This is a genomic window from Elusimicrobiota bacterium, from assembly GCA_026388155.1.
Classification (GTDB): Bacteria; Elusimicrobiota; Elusimicrobia; order Elusimicrobiales; family UBA9959; genus UBA9634.
Genome location: JAPLKI010000022.1, coordinates 268,038 through 284,440 on the forward strand (window position 1 = coordinate 268,038; position 16,403 = coordinate 284,440).

The following is a 16,403-nucleotide window of genomic DNA, read 5'->3' on the forward strand; positions in this document are numbered from 1 at the left end:
TGCCAGCCTACCAGCAAAATTGAACCAACATAATTTTATGATATTATAGTCCTGATGCAAAACGCTAAATATTCGCGCCGGGTGCTGTTTCTGATATTTTTCATCAGCCTTTTCAATTATATAGACCGCCAGGCCCTTTACGCCGTTTTTCCGCTTATCAAAAAGGACCTGCTTCTCAGCGACGCAAAGCTTGGTTTTCTGGCGTCATCCTTCATGCTGGTTTATATGTGTTTCGCGCCGCTGGTGGGGTATTTCGGCGATAAATACCGCAGGCCCCTCATTATCGGAGTAAGCGCTATTTTCTGGAGCGCGGCCACGGTGTGCACGGGCTTTATAAAAAGCTACGGCCAGCTGATCCTTACCCGCTCCGCCGTGGGCGTAGGCGAGGCGGGCTACGGAACCGTTTCTCCGTCTTATCTGGCTGAGTGGTTCCCGGTTGAGAAGCGCGCCCGTGTTATGTCTCTTTACGCTTTGGCTATTCCGGTGGGCAGCGCCGTAGGCTACCTGCTTGGCGGCTTATTGGGAGAGCGTTTTGGCTGGAGAACCGCTTTTTTTATGGTGGCTGCGCCGGGAATACTGCTTGGCATTATTGCCTTGTTTTTCCGTGAAACGGACGATAAAAAGGCCAGGGTAAGCGAAGTGTCTTTCTCGCACTATACGGAGCTTTTTAAGAACAGGACTTACCTGCTTATAACGCTTTCCCAGTCCATAAGCACTTTCTCGGTGGGCGGCATGGCCGCCTGGATGCCGTCTTTTTTCGTGCGCAGTTACGGGCTTGGCGTTGCCAGGGCCGGTTTTCTTTTCGGAGCTGTTACCGTGGCCGCGGGTATTGCCGGAAATTTCACCGGCGGCTGGGCGGCGGACTGGCTTCGCGCGCGCAATAAGCGGTCTTATTTTATAGTAGGTTACCTGAGTTTTTTCCTCAGTATGCCTTTCGGCGTGGCGGCTGTGCTCACGGACAACCTGCACACTTCGCTCACCATGATTTTTTTCGCCGAGTTCTTTATTTTTATGAATTCAGGGCCTTATCACGCGGCTATTGTGGAAACCATCCCGGTCAGTATGCGTTCCATGGCTTTCGCCCTTAACATATTCATAATTCACGCTATGGGCGACGCTCTCTCCCCGTATTTGCTGGGTATTTTTTCCGATCACTTCGGCCTGGCGCTGGCGATTTTTATGGCCGTGCTTTACCTGGCGATGGGCGGCGTAACTTCAATATTCGCCGGCTACTGTTATAAAAAAGATTTCCACCCGGAGATAGCCTGATGAACCCTTTTGAGATCGTATTTGAGGAAAATGACCTTATAGTGGCCAATAAATCCTCGGGCCTGCTGACAATGCCGGGCCGCGGCCCTGCCGCCAAAGAGCGAAATCTTCTGGCCTTGCTGACCCGGGCGCTTAAATGCCCCGTGTTCGTTGTTCACCGGCTGGATAAAGACGCCAGCGGCCTTATATTGTTCGCCCGCAGCGCCGAGGCACACCGCTACTATTCAGGGCTTTTTGAGACCAGGGACATTACCAAGAAATATCTGGCCGCCGTGAACGGGCTTATAACGGAGAAAAAAGGGGAAATTGACAAGCCGCTCGTTCAGGGAGGATCGGGCCGCGTGTCAGTGGCTTTCGACGGGAAGACCTCCATAACCCGCTACGAGACGCTTGAACACTATAAAAATTCCACGCTGCTTGAAGTTTCCATTTTAACCGGGCGCCGCCATCAGATAAGAGTGCACCTGTATTCCATAGGCCACCCCATTGTCGGAGACAGGGTTTACGGCGATCAGGAGAAACAAAGACAATGGCCGCGCCTGATGCTGCACGCCTATGAATTGAAGTTCAAAGACAGGAACGGCAAGAAACTGTCGTTCCGGGCCGACCCGCCGAAAGATTTTATGAGCGTGCTGCCGTTTTTGTAAAAGGAGCGCCGTCCGCTAACTCTGAAGTGCTGAGACCTTGAATTAACTCAATTTGAAAAGGCAAATGCTTCGTTGCCTGACTTGTGCGCTGGGACACCCTCGTAAGAGGTAACGGCAGGCCTGTGAGTTCGCGGGTCCTGCCGGGGGATGGGTTCCAAAAACCAGGGTCGGGACACACCGTGCCGCCCTTCCCTTCCTCGGCCTCGCCGCTTATGCAAGTCTCGGCCTCCGGAGGATTTTTCCACCCAACCCCCGTCACCCGCTCCATTGAGATACCTGCCGCGGTTAATAAACTGGTGCGGTTTGACGCACTTATCAGGAGTAAAGACTCTCAAGCTGGACAAGCCCTGACCGCTATTTAACGGGTTTACTGTATTTCACCAGTATCGGCTGATAGATGGAAGGATCAATGTAGATGATGCGGACGGTTTCTTTCGAGTGAAATATTTCCTTGGCGGAATAATAGAAAATATCTTTTTTGGGTTCGGGTTTGTAAACGCTTTTTACGGACGGTTTACGCGCGAGCGCATTAAAAGTCCCGAATTCAACCAGTCGTATGTCCTGGGTCCTGCCGCTCATATAGACTATTCTGAAAAGCTCCACCCCTTCATCATATACCAGCGACGCCTCGCCTGAAACATCGTCAAAAAAAGCCCCTTTTTCTTTTTTTTGCCAGCGGCCTTTACGGGACAGGAACTCGTAAGCTGAAAAGTCCTCTATTCGCGCCGGTTCCACTCTGGCGGCGCAGAGCGCGTTCAGGCTGCCATCCGCTTTTTTTGCGATCCTTCCCAGGATGTAAACATAGCCGCCTTTTTTTACCACGCTGTCGCCCAATAAAATATCTTTCGCGTAAAATTTGCCGACCCTTTCAAAATTGAATTCGAGAATGTCGGCTTTTTCAGGGGTTTTTGCTTTTGCCAGCCCCGTGCCTTTAAATTTAAAGCCGGCGGCGTTTTCTTTAGCAATCTCCACATCCATGTAAAACACGTACACCCCGCTGTCCGTCTGTATGCCGCTGTCGGCCCACAGGCGGTTTATGAAAGGGTTTTCGTTTTTATTATATTTGATGAATTCAGAGACGGTTGAGCTTTCAGTGTAAAATTTAAAGCGAAGTTCTTTGTAATTTGTTTCCGCCGGAACAGCTGAAAGCGCCAGGGTATTGCAGGGCATGGCTTCCGTGTCCGCGGCGCCGGCAAAATTCAGGGTGGCGGTGGTAACCACCGGCCCTTTCCAGGCGCCAAGCATGGTGTCGCCGAATGTCCAGAGATATTTTTTCTCTCCGTCCTTGAAAATAACCGGGATGGGGGTAACCCCATCCTGTCCAAGCACGAAATCAAGGCGGCTTGGCGCAAAAATTCCCTCGTTGACAGTTTCGCCGAAAACGGCGCCCGTTGCCATGGAGCAGAACAAGAAAACCGGCAGATATATATTTTGCATTTTAGGTTTTCTTTGTGACTTTATTACCTGCCCGCTATTTCCATCTCAATTGTCTTTTGCTCGTTATCGGACAGATAAGTCATTTGTATCGTGTCGCCGGGAGAGAACTTTTTCAGCGCGTCGGAATATGCCTTAAGTCCGTCCACGGCCAGCCCGTTTATTTTTATTATCACATCCAGGGGCTTTACCGCCGTTTTTGAAAGCGGCGAGCCGGGCGTTATGTCCTGCGCTCTCACGCCGCTTCCCTGGAAGGTGAAGTCCGGCACCAGGCCGGTGTATACTTTGCGGATGCCGGGGGAAGCCGGGCGGCTGGACGGCTGGACGGCCGGGCTGCCGGAAAAAGAGGGACGGGTGATAAAATCACTATCCGAGGCCAGATAATCTATTATTTCTTTAGCGAATTCAGCCTGCTTTACAACGCCGGCCACGTCGATCTTATAGGCGGTGTCCGTGAATTTGTGATAATCCGTCTTGGGCCCGCTGAAAAACTGCACGGCCGGCACGCCGCCTTCAATGAAACTGATCTGGTCGCTGGAATCCAGGTCCTCCTTTACCAGGTCGTAATCGCAGCCTGTGACGAAGCCGGCCCCCCTGAATATATGCACCCACTTATCGGAAGAGCCTGAGCTTAGCAGCAGTACTTTCCCTCCTTCCAGGCGGCCCACGGTGTCAAAATTCAAGTCTGCGTTGATCTTCGCCGCCGTCGCCGGCGACAAGCCGGCCACGAAATTCCTGGAGCCCAGCCGCCCTTCCTCCTCCCCTGAGAAAGCGGCGAAGATTATAGTGCGGCGCGCCGGATGCACGGCATAATAACGGGCCAGTTCAAGGAGCAGCGCCACGCCGGAAGCGTTGTCGTCCGCGCCGGGGAAAACTTCCGCGCCTTTCGCGGCCAGATGGTCGTAATGCGCGGAGAGCACGACGTAATCGTCCTTGGCGGTCGTGCCTTCCACCTTGCCTATTACGTTATTGAGCCGAAGCTCCCGCCCCGCGTTATCAGCCGTAAACGGAACGGAAAAGCCGGGCGGATAGAATGGCGCAAGGCCGGCCTCTTTAAAAGCGGCCTTGACCAAGGTTTCGGCTTTCCCCAGGCCGGGCGAGCCCGGACCTCTGCCGCCGGGCAGGGAGGCAAGCGTTTTGACGTCGGAATATATCCTTTGCCCTGAAAAAACGGAGGGCAGGACCGCCAGCGGGGCGCGCGCCGGGTAGCGCCGCCCGGCCGGGGCCTCCGCTCCGGGCAAGTTTATGCCGAGCGGGGAGGAGAAAGTCTTCCAGATCCCGGTGGCGGCGGAGTTCATGTCCCTGTCAAAGACCAGCCAGGAATATTTGCCGTAATGCGGCAGTTTAGCCGCCAGCGCCGACAGGCTTGCCGTGGAGGCGGAAATTATCAGCCCGCCGGAAAAACCCGCGAACACAAAAGTATTCCCGGCGCGCGGGAATTTTTGGTTCTCCATAATTATGGAAGAAGAACTGAAACGGGCGCCGTATATTTCAAGCCCTCTCTCAAAATCAGGGGTGAACCTGTTTTCAGAGCCCAGCAGCCAGTAAGCTCCGGGAGGGGGGGCCGCGGCAGCTGAATCGCTGCTTATAACGGGGAGGTTTTCCTTGTCTTTTGTCCAGGCGGACGCGAATTCATTCCAAGCCGCGTAGCCGGCGCCCGCAGGCAGTATGAGAGCGGGTTTTTTAGCGCCCAGCATGCGTGAAAGCGCAGGCGGAGTTTCAAGCGGGTCGAGCTTGCGGAAAATATCGAATTCCGGGTCTATTTCAAGTCGCAGTATTTTCAGCGGCGCGGAATACTGGAAGGTTTCTTCTTTGGCGGTCATGGTAAGAAGCTTTGGTCTTGGCTGCGGCATATTTTCAAGATAAATAAACGCGGGCACCTCAAGCGCGTAAGCGGGGCCTTCCTGAACCTGCGCCAAAGTGAATTCGAGGGTATATTCGCCGTCCATTCCCCGGCCCGTTCTTATGTTCTTTAAGGCAAGTTCAGGGGCGCCGGCGCGCTCCGTCCACTGGGTAAAGAAACGGTCCAGCCGGCCGCTTCCGGTTCGCTTTTCAAAAGCTTTTTTAAGGTCGTCAAACCCCGCGAGCCTGAAGCGGTTATCGGCGTAAAAATCCCTGAGTCCTGTTTTGAATCTGGCATCGCCCAGAACGTTCCTGAGCATATGATAAAGCATAAGGGCCTTGCCGTAGCCGACGGCCTCCGAGACCGAGGAATCGCGCGAACGGAATTCCGTAAGCGGGAAATCTTTGCCTTCTAAAACATAGTCCGCGTATTTCTGCAGGGTGGTTTCCCGGTATTCTTTGCCTTTCCCGCGGTTTTCGGCTATCAGGTAGTCGGCCATGTAGGCGGTAAGACCCTCGCACCAATTGCCTTTTTCATAGTCCACAAAAACGCCGTTGCCCCACCAGTTATGCAGTATTTCATGCGGATATGAAGAATTGATTATAAAAGGCAGGCGTATAACTTTGGGCCCCAGCAGGGTGAATGACGGAAGCCCGTAGCCTGTTTCCCAGAAGTTTTCCACCAAAGCGAATTTGGAATAAGGATAGGGGCCGATGAGCCCGGAATAAAAAACCGCGTATTTTTCAGCGGCGTCAAGGTAGTTTTCTGCAAGTTCCCGGTCGGGAGAGCGCAGGAAAGCGTAATATTCAAGCGGTACCCGCCCTGTTGACTCAACGGGCAAGGAGTGTGAAGTATTGGCCGGGTTTGAGGCCTCGTTTTCCGGGACAAAAAAGCGGGACGGGCCGCCTCGGCGCTTATACTCCGAGTATTTGCCGCAGACAAGCGTGATTTCGTCCTGCGGGTTTTTTTCTTCCCAAATCGTTCTAATCGTGGTTTTATCAGCCGAATGTTTAACGCGCGCGCCGCCCGCCACGCAATCAAAGGGCGCCGGCAGCCTGGTTTCAAGCCTGAAAGCGACCAGGGAGCTTTCAAAGTGCGGGTACCAGCCGGAAGAACCGGAAAGATAGCAGCCTTCTCCGGAAATTACTCCGGGGGTTTCGGAAAAACTGCGCGCATATTCTTCCGCCCGCTCACCTAGCGGGTGATCTATAATGCCGCCGTATTCAAGCGTAAAGGTTTTTGACGGCTTTGCCAGCGTTACGCGGTAGGCGTCAAAAAACAGGCTGTTGGAGGAATAATTAATGCCGTATTTTTTTTGAGCGGTTTCCCGGGCTATGAGTTCCAGCGCGGCGTCTTTGGCTTTTACCGACGGATTAAGGCCCTGGTGCAGGGAGAAAATAAATTCCCGGCCGGCATCGGCCAAAGTCAGCGTGTCTTTGACGGAGAAGGAATGGTTTTGCGGATCAATATTTATTTCAAGAGCATGGTTAACTGTCCCGGCGTTCAAACCTGCCGCAAAGGCTAAAATGATTACAAGAGGAAAGAAAATATTTTTCATTTTGCTGTCCGGAATTTTTAATTGATGGCTTTTAACTTATACAATATATTACAACTTTACCAGATGGAGGCCGCATGAAAAAGAAAACCCCGGTAGCGCTTCTGATGGTCATAGACGCGGTTGGACTTTCCACCGTCGAATATCTGCTGTCGCGTTATCCCGGAAAAGTAAAAATGCCCAATCTGTCAAAACTCGGCCTTGGCAATATTGTGCTGCCTCAATATAAAAAAAGATTCACGCCTCCGTTCGCCGCTAAAAGCTACGCCGCGCGCATAACGCAGGTTTCGGCCACGGCGGACAGCCTTGTGGGCCATCGCGAGATGGTGGGCGTGATAGATAACCGCACTTACGACCTGTTCAACGGCGGGTTTTCAAAAAAGTATCTCTCCGAACTTGAAAGGCGCATAGGCAGAAAAACTTTTTACAATAAAATGGCCGGCGGTATGGAGGCCATAGAACTTAACGCGGCGGAGCACGAGCGCACGGGTAAACCTATAGTTTACTCGAGCAAGTGCGATCCCCTGATACAGCTGGCGATGAACGAAGCTGTCATACCGGTCGGAGAACAGCACAAAATAGCCGATATCGCTTTCGCGCTCGCCATGGAGATGAAAATACCCATAACCCGCGCCATAGCCCGTTCCTATATAAAGAACGCGCAGGGCGAGATCATCCGCACCTCCAACCGCCACGATGCCGTTCTGCCCATCGGCCAAAAAACCCTGGTGGACATACTGTACGACAACTCCGTCTGGACGGTGGCGGTGGGCAAGACCAGCGATCTGGTGAATACCGCCTATCACGCAAAGGTGAAGCTTAATAAGGAAATCTTCCTTGACCCAGCGCTTGGCCTGCGCTTCGTTCATCCGAAGAAAAAAGACACAAACCCCTTCACGGTGCAGGGCACCATAAATGCGCTCGAGGGCGCCAGGGCTATTTACCGGCCCAAAGGCACTTTTGTCTTTACCAACCTGGTGGACACCGACAGCGTTTACGGACACACCCGCGATGTGGAGGGGGCGGTAAATTCTATTGAGGAAATAGACCGCCTGCTGCCGCTTATCGAAAGCCGGCTTGATAAGGGCGATTTAATGATAATAACGGCCGACCATGGCATGGAACACCGGGCGGATTACGGCTACCATTCAAACGAGCCTCTGCCCGTGATAGTCAAGCGCATCGACTGCGGCGGGGACTTGGGCGGCATTCAGACCGGCCTGTATCCGGGGCTGACGGATATAGGCTCCATGATAGCCCAGATGTTTGGCGTGGAAAAGCAGTACGCCGCCTGTGTAAAAACTAAGATTCAGACAGCAGCTCCATATACACCTCTTTCTCCCTTTGCCAAAAGGAAGAGCGGGGTGGCGGGCAAATCCCGCACTGTCTGAACATAAATGAAAAAACACTTCCCGTTTATCGCCGCCGCGCTGGCTGTCGCTTTTAATATTTACGGCGCGGTTTCCTTTATCAGGACTTCAAGCCTGACATATGACGAAGGGGCGCATCTAGTGGTGGGTTACAGCTACTTAAAGACGGGGAAATACCATTTACGTATCTTCAACCACCCTCCCTTTTCCGACATGCTTGCCTCGGCGCCGCTTTTGTTCTTTCCCGGCCTTAAAACATTTGAAAACGGCGCTGCCTACCGCGGAAATGATTTTTACAATTACGCCGCCGAATTCCTCTATCATAATACCGCCCCGGCGGAAAAAATATTGAACACCGCGAGATATTTTGCGTATATCGTCTGGACTTCCCTGCTTTTTCTGTTTGTTTTTCTGTTCGCGCGCGAGATGGCGGACCGTGATGCCGCCTGGTGGGCCCTTGCCGCGGCTGCCCTTACGCCCGCTTTTATTTCCAATAACACGCTGGTAACTACCGACGCTCCGTCCAGCGTCCTTTATCTTGGCGCGTTCCTGGGCGCGTATCTGACCGCTAAAAACCTGGACGCCGGCGACTACGGAAGGGCCTTTTGGCGCGCCGCGCTCTCCGGAACCCTGACGGGGCTTGCCATGGTCTCCAAGTTCAATATGGCGCTTCTGCCGTTATTCATCGCCGGAACTTTTGCCTCCGGCATGCTGGTCAGTCCCGGCCGTGGTTTCAGTAAAAAGATCCTTTATCTCCTGCTTGTTTACGGCGCGGCCGCGCTGGCCGTCCTGCTTGCCGTCTACCGGGTTACGGATGTGGGCCTTTATTTCCGGGGAGTGCTGGAAACTTCACAGGGCCTTGCCGCAGGAAGAGTTTCGTTTATGAACGGGTTGTATGAGAAGCAGGGTGTGTGGTGGTACTTTCCTTACGTTTTTCTGGTTAAAACGCCGCTCGGGCATATTGCGCTGCTGGCCGCCGGCGTTTTTTATTCCTTCGTGAAAAGTGAAAAGAAACATTTATGGATCTATATCCCCGCCACGCTTTACCTGGAATTCGCGCTGACTTCAAAGTTCCAGGTCGCTTTCCGGCATCTTCTGCCCGCGCTGCCTTTTGTAGCCGTCATCGAGGGATATGCCATGTCGCGCGCGTTTAAAAGCGGTTTTGGTGCTGTCGCCGGTTCCGCGGCGCTTTTTTGTGTTTTTCTTTCGGTCGCGCCGGTCCATCCGTATTACCTGAGTTATTTTAACGAACTGGCGGGCGGGCCTGCCGGCGGTTATAGGCATCTTGTGGAGGCCAATATAGACTGGGGGCAGGATTTAAAAAATCTTGCCATCGAGCTTCGGAAACGCGGTAATCCGCCGGTCTATCTCTGCTATTTCGGGACCGCGCTTCCGGAATATTACGGCATAAAATATGTGCCGTTCAGTATTTTCTCGGAGTTGCCCTTGAAAGGGACGGGGGAAGCCCCATGCTCGTTCAAGCAACATCTCCTCGCCGTGTCGGTTACCAATTTGCAAAGCGTGTATTACAGGGATAAGCGGCTTTTGGAATGGCTCCGGGAAAAGGCCCCTGTGTTCAAGGCGGGGTATTCCATTTTTGTTTATGACCTGACCGGCGACGAGGAAGGTATGCGGAAAATTGCGGAAATGCTCCATCTCACGGGCCGCGTGGAAGATGCCGCCTGTCTTAAAAATAAAATTGAGGGAGGCGCGGCTAAATGAAAGTCGTGATCTTACTGGGAGCCGCGCTTTGTTTTTGCGGCTGTGACAGCGGACTGCCGCGGGACGCCGGCTCTCTCCGCGGCTGCGAGTCGTTCCGGCTCCCCGCCTGCAGGACCTGGGGCGCTTCCGGTGAAGCGGTTAAAAACATCGCTATTTCTCCGGATGGGAAACTGGTCGCGTCAGCCGGCGCGGCGGGAGGGGTCGTTTTAAGAGAGTTTGGGAGCGGCGCGGTTCTCTCCGATTTCCGGGAAAACTCCATGCCGGTTTATGCGGTTTCTTTTTCAGCGGATTCAAAAATACTGGCTTGGGGCGGGCTGGACGGAAAGCTGCGGGCCCGCTTCCTGTCAGCCGGGCAGTCGGACAGAAAAAAAACCGAAAAGCGGATAGCTAAAGACGCCGAATGGAGCGTGCTCGGAATCAAGTTCTCGCCTGATTTAAAATATCTGGCCGCCACGGGAGCGGATGGGCTTATCAGGCTATGGGAGCCGGCCTTCCCCGCGCCCGCCATGATTTTACACGGCCACCGCGGGGCGGTGAACGCTCTGGATTTTTCGCCGGACGCTAAATTCCTCGTTTCCGCCGGCTGCGACGGCGTGGTAGCCGTCTGGGATATGAAAACCGGCAATCTCGTGAAAATGGTAAGGGATGATCCCGCCGACTGCCTTATGACCGTCGCTTTTTCCCGCGACGGCAGGTATCTGGCTTATGCCGGATATGGAAAAACGATAAGGGTGCGGGATAACTTCTCGGGTGAGCGCAAGTGCGTTTTTACCGGACATGCTTCCGGCGTCACTTCGCTCGATTTCTCAGCCGATTCCTCGCGGCTGGTTTCTTCAGACCTTGACGGAGAGATACGGGTATGGGACGCGGAAAAATGCTCCCGGGAAAGAAAAATAAAGGTGTCCGATTCCGCCGTTTACTCCGTCAAATTCACGCCCGACGGAAAATATCTGGTCTGCGCTTCAGGGAATGCCGGGGTGCGGATATTTCAGCCGCTGAAATAACCCGAATCCTGCAGTTTAGATAGTTTTCATTAAAAAACACAGGGAACAGGAATATTGCCGGATTCCCCGCAGCAGCGGGTTGCGAATTTTCAGCACTATGTGCGAAAATTTTCAAGGGCGTATCCGTCGCGAAGCGACCCCTGAGCACTGCGGAGGGGAATTCTTCAGTCGCGGACAGTCCGCCTAAGGCGGAACAGGCCAGTGCCACAACTGAAGAATTCAGAATAAGGGCTTGTGACTATTTTGCCGTCACGCTCTCGTAATGGGGATCCACGAAAGCGCGGTAATATTGGGGGGTAAGGGCGTTCCAGGTGTATTTATTTCCGGGGTTCCATAAAATCCAGCTTTCAAGCATATTGCGCCGTAAAGCCATCATCTGGGCGCGCACTTCCTCCGGACCGTAATGCGGCTTGCCATGCGAAAAATCCTGCAAATAGGGCCGTATCTTTGAGTAGTTCAGGCCAAGTTTTGAATAGGCGTCTTTTAGTCCGTGGTTGATCACTTTATAGGGCTGGGAATTAGGGTTTTTCAGTCCGTATTCCCCCGGGTAATAATGCGAGGGGTACATCATGGGGTAGATATAGTCCGCGTTTTCAGCCAGCGCCCTGAGGTCCTGGCCTATGCCCATGTCATCCTTGACGGAGGTGGTAAGCCCGAACACGTCGGCCGAAATTTTAACGCTATAAGGCTCAAGTTTTTTCCTCGCGTATTTCAGAAAATCCGCCAGATTAGCCGTGGCGGTTTTTGAACTGTGATGTTTTGAATAGCGGCAGCGGGCGGTATTGCCCTCGGAGGGGTAGCGCACATAGTCAAACTGTATTTCGTTGAAACCGGCTTTAGCCGCTCTGGCTGCCACTTCCAGATTATAGTCCCACACTTCCCTGTTATACGGGTCCATCCAGGTCGCCCCGTTATGGCTGCGCCACAGATCGCCTTCCGGCGTCCGCACGGCCAGGTCTTTGCGCTTTTTCGGGGCGATATTGTCCTTGAACGTCACTATTCTTGCCACGGTATAAAGTTTTGCCGCCTTGAAATCGCCCACCATCTCTTCCGGATCCGGGATCGCGGCCTCGTACGAACCGAACGCCTCGGCTTTTTTAACGCCGGGAATATAAACTTTGCCGTCGGTTTCCTTTACGGCCACCACCACCGTATTGATGACCGACTTTTTAATCCTGCCTATGATTTCCCTGCGGCTTTTGGCTGAGCCGGCGCTCCAGCAGGTGAGGTGTATCCCGCGCACGATTTTTTCAGAAAGCACCTTTTGTCTTATGGTCTCAGTTGAAATAGAAACGGGGTTTGCCGGTTGTTTATCGCCGGTTATCGCGGACGTGGATTGCTGGCTGGCGGGAATTGAGAGCGCTTCCGCACTTCGGGCCGCCTGGGCTGAAACCGGCCCCGGCTGAGCGAGGAGTAAAAAAAATAGTGTGTAAGCCATGCAATATATCTTACAATTTTAACATGCAGCCTTTTAAATTTCTGATTTTATTTGGAGCTATTTTTATGAATGCCGAACTATACGCCGGAAATTTACTTACTGTCCATTACAACCGCCTGAGCGGCGACTACCGGAACTGGAGCTTATGGGTTTGGAACGAAGAAGGGGAAAAAAACGGCTTTGAAGTCGTTCCGGACGGAAAGGACGATCTTGGCGTTTATTTTAAAATAGATATTAAGACCTTCGGCCTTCTGAATAAAAAAACCGGTTTTCTGCCGAAATACGGCAATTGGGAAAAAAAAGACGGCCCTGACCGTATTATGAAAGCGGCCGGAGAGGGGAATATTTATCTGATGGAGGGAGACGCTGGGATTTATTATGCTCCGCCCGACCTTTCCACAAAAATAGTGTCGGCTTCTCTTGAAAGTGAAAACGAGGTGAAGCTGGCGCTCAGCCGCGTTGTTGACCTGGCTTTTCTGGACAAGCGGGATTTTTTCCTTAGCAAGGGCGAAAATATTTTCCCTGCCGTGAAAGCTGAGTTTTATGACGGAGGAGAATACGGCAAAACCGTCGTGCTTGAGTTCAGCGGACTTGGAAAAACGGACCCGCAGGCTTTTAACGCGGGGCTCTGGCAGGCGCATGCGCGCGATCTAAAGCCGGTAACAGTTGAGCTCGGCTCCGTGGTTTACGGTCCGGATTTCACTTCCACTAAAAGAATGGGAGCTTTTACCGCCGACGGCATGACGGTAATACGCGTATTCGCGCCCAGGGCGACAAAAGCCGAGGCTATTATTTACGGCACTCCTGCGGGGGGGGAGGCGAACGACGAGCTTTTAGAATACAAGGGTCATGGCCTGTGGGAAAAAGTTTTTGACAGGGATTTGGCGGGAAAATATTACCGCCTGCGCGTCACAAGTACCGGGGGCGTAAGCGAGGGGCTGGACCCTTACGCGGCCTGCGTGACGGCGGACGACGGCCGCGCCCTGATAGCCTATGACGAAACTCCCGTGGCGGACCCGCCGCAATTTGATCTGTCCGAAACGGTGCTTTACGAAGTGCACATCAGGGATTTTTCGAGCGACACTTTTTCCGGAATAAAAAACAAAGGTAAATATCTGGGTTTTACCGAAGAGGGGACCTTCCAACCGCTGCACCCTGAAATAAAAACGGGGCTGGACCATCTGGTCGAGCTGGGAGTGAACGCGGTGCATATACTGCCTTTTGAGGATTTTGAAAACTCGGACAGCACCTCAGCTTATAACTGGGGTTACATGTCCGTTAATTTCAATTCCCCCGAAGGCGCCTACGCTACAAAAACAGACGATGTCTCAAGAGTGCGTGAGGCAAAATTAATGATCGACGCTCTGCACAAAAAAGGCTTGAAGGTTATAATGGATGTGGTTTACAACCACACTGCCGAAACCGGCGGTAGAATTTACAATTTCAAAGCTCTGTCCGGCGATTATTATTACCGCGTCAAACCCGACGGTTCTTACTGGAACGGCTCCGGCTGCGGCAATGAATTTAAGACCGAAGCTACCATGGCCCGTAAATTTATAATCGACAGCCTGCTGCACTGGGCGCGCGTTTATAAAGTAGATGGCTTCAGATTTGACCTGATGGGGCTTATGGACACGGAAACGGCCTTTGAGGCCGTAAAAAAACTTAAAGAGTTCAAGCCTGATATTATAATTTACGGAGAGCCGTGGGTGTCGGGGCCTACTCCGGTTACGGGGATCAAAAAAGGTTCCCAGAAAGACCGGGGCTTCGCGGTTTTTAACGACGACTTCAGGGACGCTCTCAAGGGCAGCGTATTTAACATCAAAGACCTGGGTTATATTCAAAGCTACGGGCTGAATTACCGGCAGGCGGTGATAAACGGCATAAAAGGTTCGCCTGAAACATTCGCGGAGTCGCCGCTTGAAAGCGTCAACTATGTCAGCTGCCATGACAATCACACTCTTTGGGACCGCATTGACCTGTCGGCAACAGGCGCGCCGGCTGAAACTAAAATTAAAATGGACAAGCTCGCCCAGGCCATAGTGCTTACCTCGCAGGGCATTCCCTTTATCCACGCCGGGGAAGAATTCCTGCGCACAAAAAAAGGGGAGGACAATTCATTCAACCTGCCGGACGAGATTAATAAGCTGGACTGGGCGCGCAAAACAGAATATTTTCATGTGTTTTCCTTTTACCGTGACCTGATAGCCCTCAGAAAAGCCCATCCGGCTTTCAGGATGAAGACGGCCGGGGAGGTGCGTGAAAATCTCAGGTTCTACGAAGAGCTCGGGCTCCCGGTCGCGGCGCCCAGTATCGCCTATATGCTCAAAGCGGCCGGAGCCGGGGATGCCTGGACGCGGATAGTTGTGCTGATAAACCCACAGAAGACGGCGCAGAGGTTCGCGCTGCCCCGCGGAAAATACAAAAAAGCCTTTGACGGGAACAGCCTTAGCGCGGAAGATAAAAAAATTTCCGGCCATGTTTACGTGCCGCCCATTTCACTGACCGTGCTTTATTACTAACCGTAGGGGGAACGGGACAAAGGAGTCTGTTAAAAGAGCGGGGAAAATACTAAAATATACGGGTCGGGCACATTATTATTTTGAGGAGTGATTATCAATGAGAAAAACCGTATGTCTTCTGGCTATGTTCGCTGTTTCGGTCACTGCCGTTCGCGCCGGCGGCTTTTTGGATTTAAACGCTATTCGCGCTTCAGATGTTAAAGCGGCCGCGGATATCGCGGTGCCGGTTCCCTCCGCCCCGGCCAAAGAAGATCCGGCGCCGCCGGACCTGGTGAATAAATTCAATAATGCCGCTAACGAACTCAGAATAATGCGCAACGATCTTACCTGGGTCAAAAACGACCTCGACAATCTTAACAATACCGCCCAGCGCATGATACAGACTAACTCGCAGGACGCTTTTTTCCCGAGCGATCTTCGGAAGATGTCTACGGATATGTCCAGGCGCGTTAATGATATCCGGCGGATAGCTTCCGACGTGAAGGAGTTACTGGGCTTGGCGCAGAAATCAAAACAGCTGAATGATATCGCGCGGAAGATGGACCAGGACGCCAGGATGATCCTTTACGACGCGTGGCCCGGCATGGAAGACGCCTCTCAGAACCTGGAAGGGACGATACGCTCAGGCCGGCCGGAACTGTTCGGATACGACGCGGAGTGGACCGCGTCGGATATATCCCGCAATTGCAGGGATTTCTCGTATCAGGCCAGGCACACCTATTCCGATACGGAAAGCCTTGTCAAGAATACCCAGCCGTAGCCGGGGATAGGGATTTAGCTGTTTAAAAGGGCGTCCGTTTAAAGCGGGCGCCCTTTTTGCGTCAGACCGTGTATTTTAATAACCTAATTCCTCGTTTATGAGGATTACTTTATAGTTCGTCAGGCGCGGCTTTTTCCAGAGCATGGTCACCGCGTTGCAGATGCGCTCGGGCGAAGCACAGTCCTCGCATTTGCCTGTTTTTACGCAGGGATTTTCTCGTTTAAGCCGTATATTGTTGGCTATCGCCGCCACATTGCGCATCCGCCAGAGCCCTTCTTCCATATCCCTGACTATTTTATTCACGCCCGCAAGAAGCACCACTTTCCCGGGGCCGTAGATGACGGAGGCAACCCGGTTCCCGAATCCATCTATGAAAATCATCTCTCCTTTCACCGTTATAGCCTGAGGCGAGGCCAGGTAGAAATCCGCGGCCTGGGCTTTCAGCCAGGTGCGCACCCTTTCCTGAGGGGCCATTGCCGGTGTGTGAGTTATTATTTCGTTCTTGCCTTCTTTTAGGGCTTCCGGCAGGTTGAGCGCGGCCGCGGTCATGCTTCCACCCAGCCCGACCGTTTTCCCTGAGCCGATCATTTTAAGGACATAGTCAGCCGCGGAGGGGGAGTCCTCAAAAACTTCGGTGTCAAAACCGTTTTGTTTCAGCGCTTCAGCTGCGCTTTTCAGCAATTTAAGTTCAAAAGCCCGCTTGTTTTCATCTTTCATCGTTCCTCCCGTTTCCACTATTCTATAAAATCCCCCGCAACTCTTGAAATCCCCCTCCTAATCTGCTATCTTAACTTTACATTTCAGACAATGACAAAAGTGTAAAGTTAATGGGGAAATAT

The 16,403-nt window shown here is 52.7% G+C and carries 11 protein-coding genes; 7 read left to right on the forward strand and 4 right to left on the reverse strand.

Annotated elements, in window-relative coordinates; translation table 11 throughout:
- Window positions 1–54 precede the first annotated feature (54 nt).
- Both NTX59_11300 and NTX59_11305 read left to right on the forward strand, forming a co-directional pair.
- Window positions 55–1,269, forward strand: a complete 1,215-nt coding sequence (locus NTX59_11300) for an MFS transporter (protein ID MCX5786263.1) — start codon at window positions 55–57, stop codon at window positions 1,267–1,269.
- Window positions 1,269–1,916 (forward strand): RluA family pseudouridine synthase, encoded by a 648-nt coding sequence (locus NTX59_11305; GenBank protein ID MCX5786264.1) that lies wholly within the window; start codon window positions 1,269–1,271, stop codon window positions 1,914–1,916. Before NTX59_11300 ends, NTX59_11305 begins: the two co-directional genes overlap by 1 nt.
- Before the next feature lie 354 nt (window positions 1,917–2,270).
- Here the strand turns inward: NTX59_11305 and NTX59_11310 are convergent, their stop codons facing one another.
- On the reverse strand, window positions 2,271–3,353 hold the full coding sequence (locus NTX59_11310) for a DUF4185 domain-containing protein (GenBank protein MCX5786265.1): 1,083 nt from the start codon (window positions 3,351–3,353) through the stop codon (window positions 2,271–2,273).
- A 23-nt stretch (window positions 3,354–3,376) separates the two neighbouring features.
- Window positions 3,377–6,751 carry a M28 family peptidase gene (locus tag NTX59_11315; GenBank protein ID MCX5786266.1) on the reverse strand — a complete coding sequence of 1,125 codons (3,375 nt, stop codon included), beginning with the start codon at window positions 6,749–6,751 and terminating at the stop codon, window positions 3,377–3,379.
- Between the two features lie 74 nt (window positions 6,752–6,825).
- Here NTX59_11315 and NTX59_11320 point away from each other — a divergent pair, with 74 nt between their 5' ends.
- The 3 genes from NTX59_11320 to NTX59_11330 are packed head-to-tail and all read left to right on the forward strand — an operon-like array spanning window position 6,826 to window position 10,844.
- Complete coding sequence (locus NTX59_11320) at window positions 6,826–8,139, forward strand: hypothetical protein (protein ID MCX5786267.1); 1,314 nt, start codon at window positions 6,826–6,828, stop codon at window positions 8,137–8,139.
- A 6-nt stretch (window positions 8,140–8,145) separates the two neighbouring features.
- A complete protein-coding gene (locus tag NTX59_11325) occupies window positions 8,146–9,840 on the forward strand; it encodes a glycosyltransferase family 39 protein (GenBank protein MCX5786268.1) in 1,695 nt (564 codons plus the stop codon).
- Window positions 9,837–10,844 carry a WD40 repeat domain-containing protein gene (locus NTX59_11330; protein ID MCX5786269.1) on the forward strand — a complete coding sequence of 336 codons (1,008 nt, stop codon included), beginning with the start codon at window positions 9,837–9,839 and terminating at the stop codon, window positions 10,842–10,844. Before NTX59_11325 ends, NTX59_11330 begins: the two co-directional genes overlap by 4 nt.
- Window positions 10,845–11,082: 238 nt before the next feature.
- Here the strand turns inward: NTX59_11330 and NTX59_11335 are convergent, their stop codons facing one another.
- Complete coding sequence (locus NTX59_11335; GenBank protein MCX5786270.1) at window positions 11,083–12,282, reverse strand: putative glycoside hydrolase; 1,200 nt, start codon at window positions 12,280–12,282, stop codon at window positions 11,083–11,085.
- A 65-nt stretch (window positions 12,283–12,347) separates the two neighbouring features.
- Here NTX59_11335 and pulA point away from each other — a divergent pair, with 65 nt between their 5' ends.
- Together pulA and NTX59_11345 are read left to right on the forward strand one after the other, a co-directional pair.
- Window positions 12,348–14,804, forward strand: coding sequence for a type I pullulanase (gene pulA, locus NTX59_11340; GenBank protein MCX5786271.1), 2,457 nt, complete (start codon window positions 12,348–12,350; stop codon window positions 14,802–14,804).
- 97 nt (window positions 14,805–14,901) lie between these two features.
- Window positions 14,902–15,564, forward strand: coding sequence for a hypothetical protein (locus NTX59_11345; GenBank protein MCX5786272.1), 663 nt, complete (start codon window positions 14,902–14,904; stop codon window positions 15,562–15,564).
- A gap of 75 nt (window positions 15,565–15,639) precedes the next feature.
- Here the strand turns inward: NTX59_11345 and NTX59_11350 are convergent, their stop codons facing one another.
- On the reverse strand, window positions 15,640–16,281 hold the full coding sequence (locus tag NTX59_11350; GenBank protein ID MCX5786273.1) for a lactate utilization protein: 642 nt from the start codon (window positions 16,279–16,281) through the stop codon (window positions 15,640–15,642).
- Window positions 16,282–16,403: the final 122 nt, after the last annotated feature.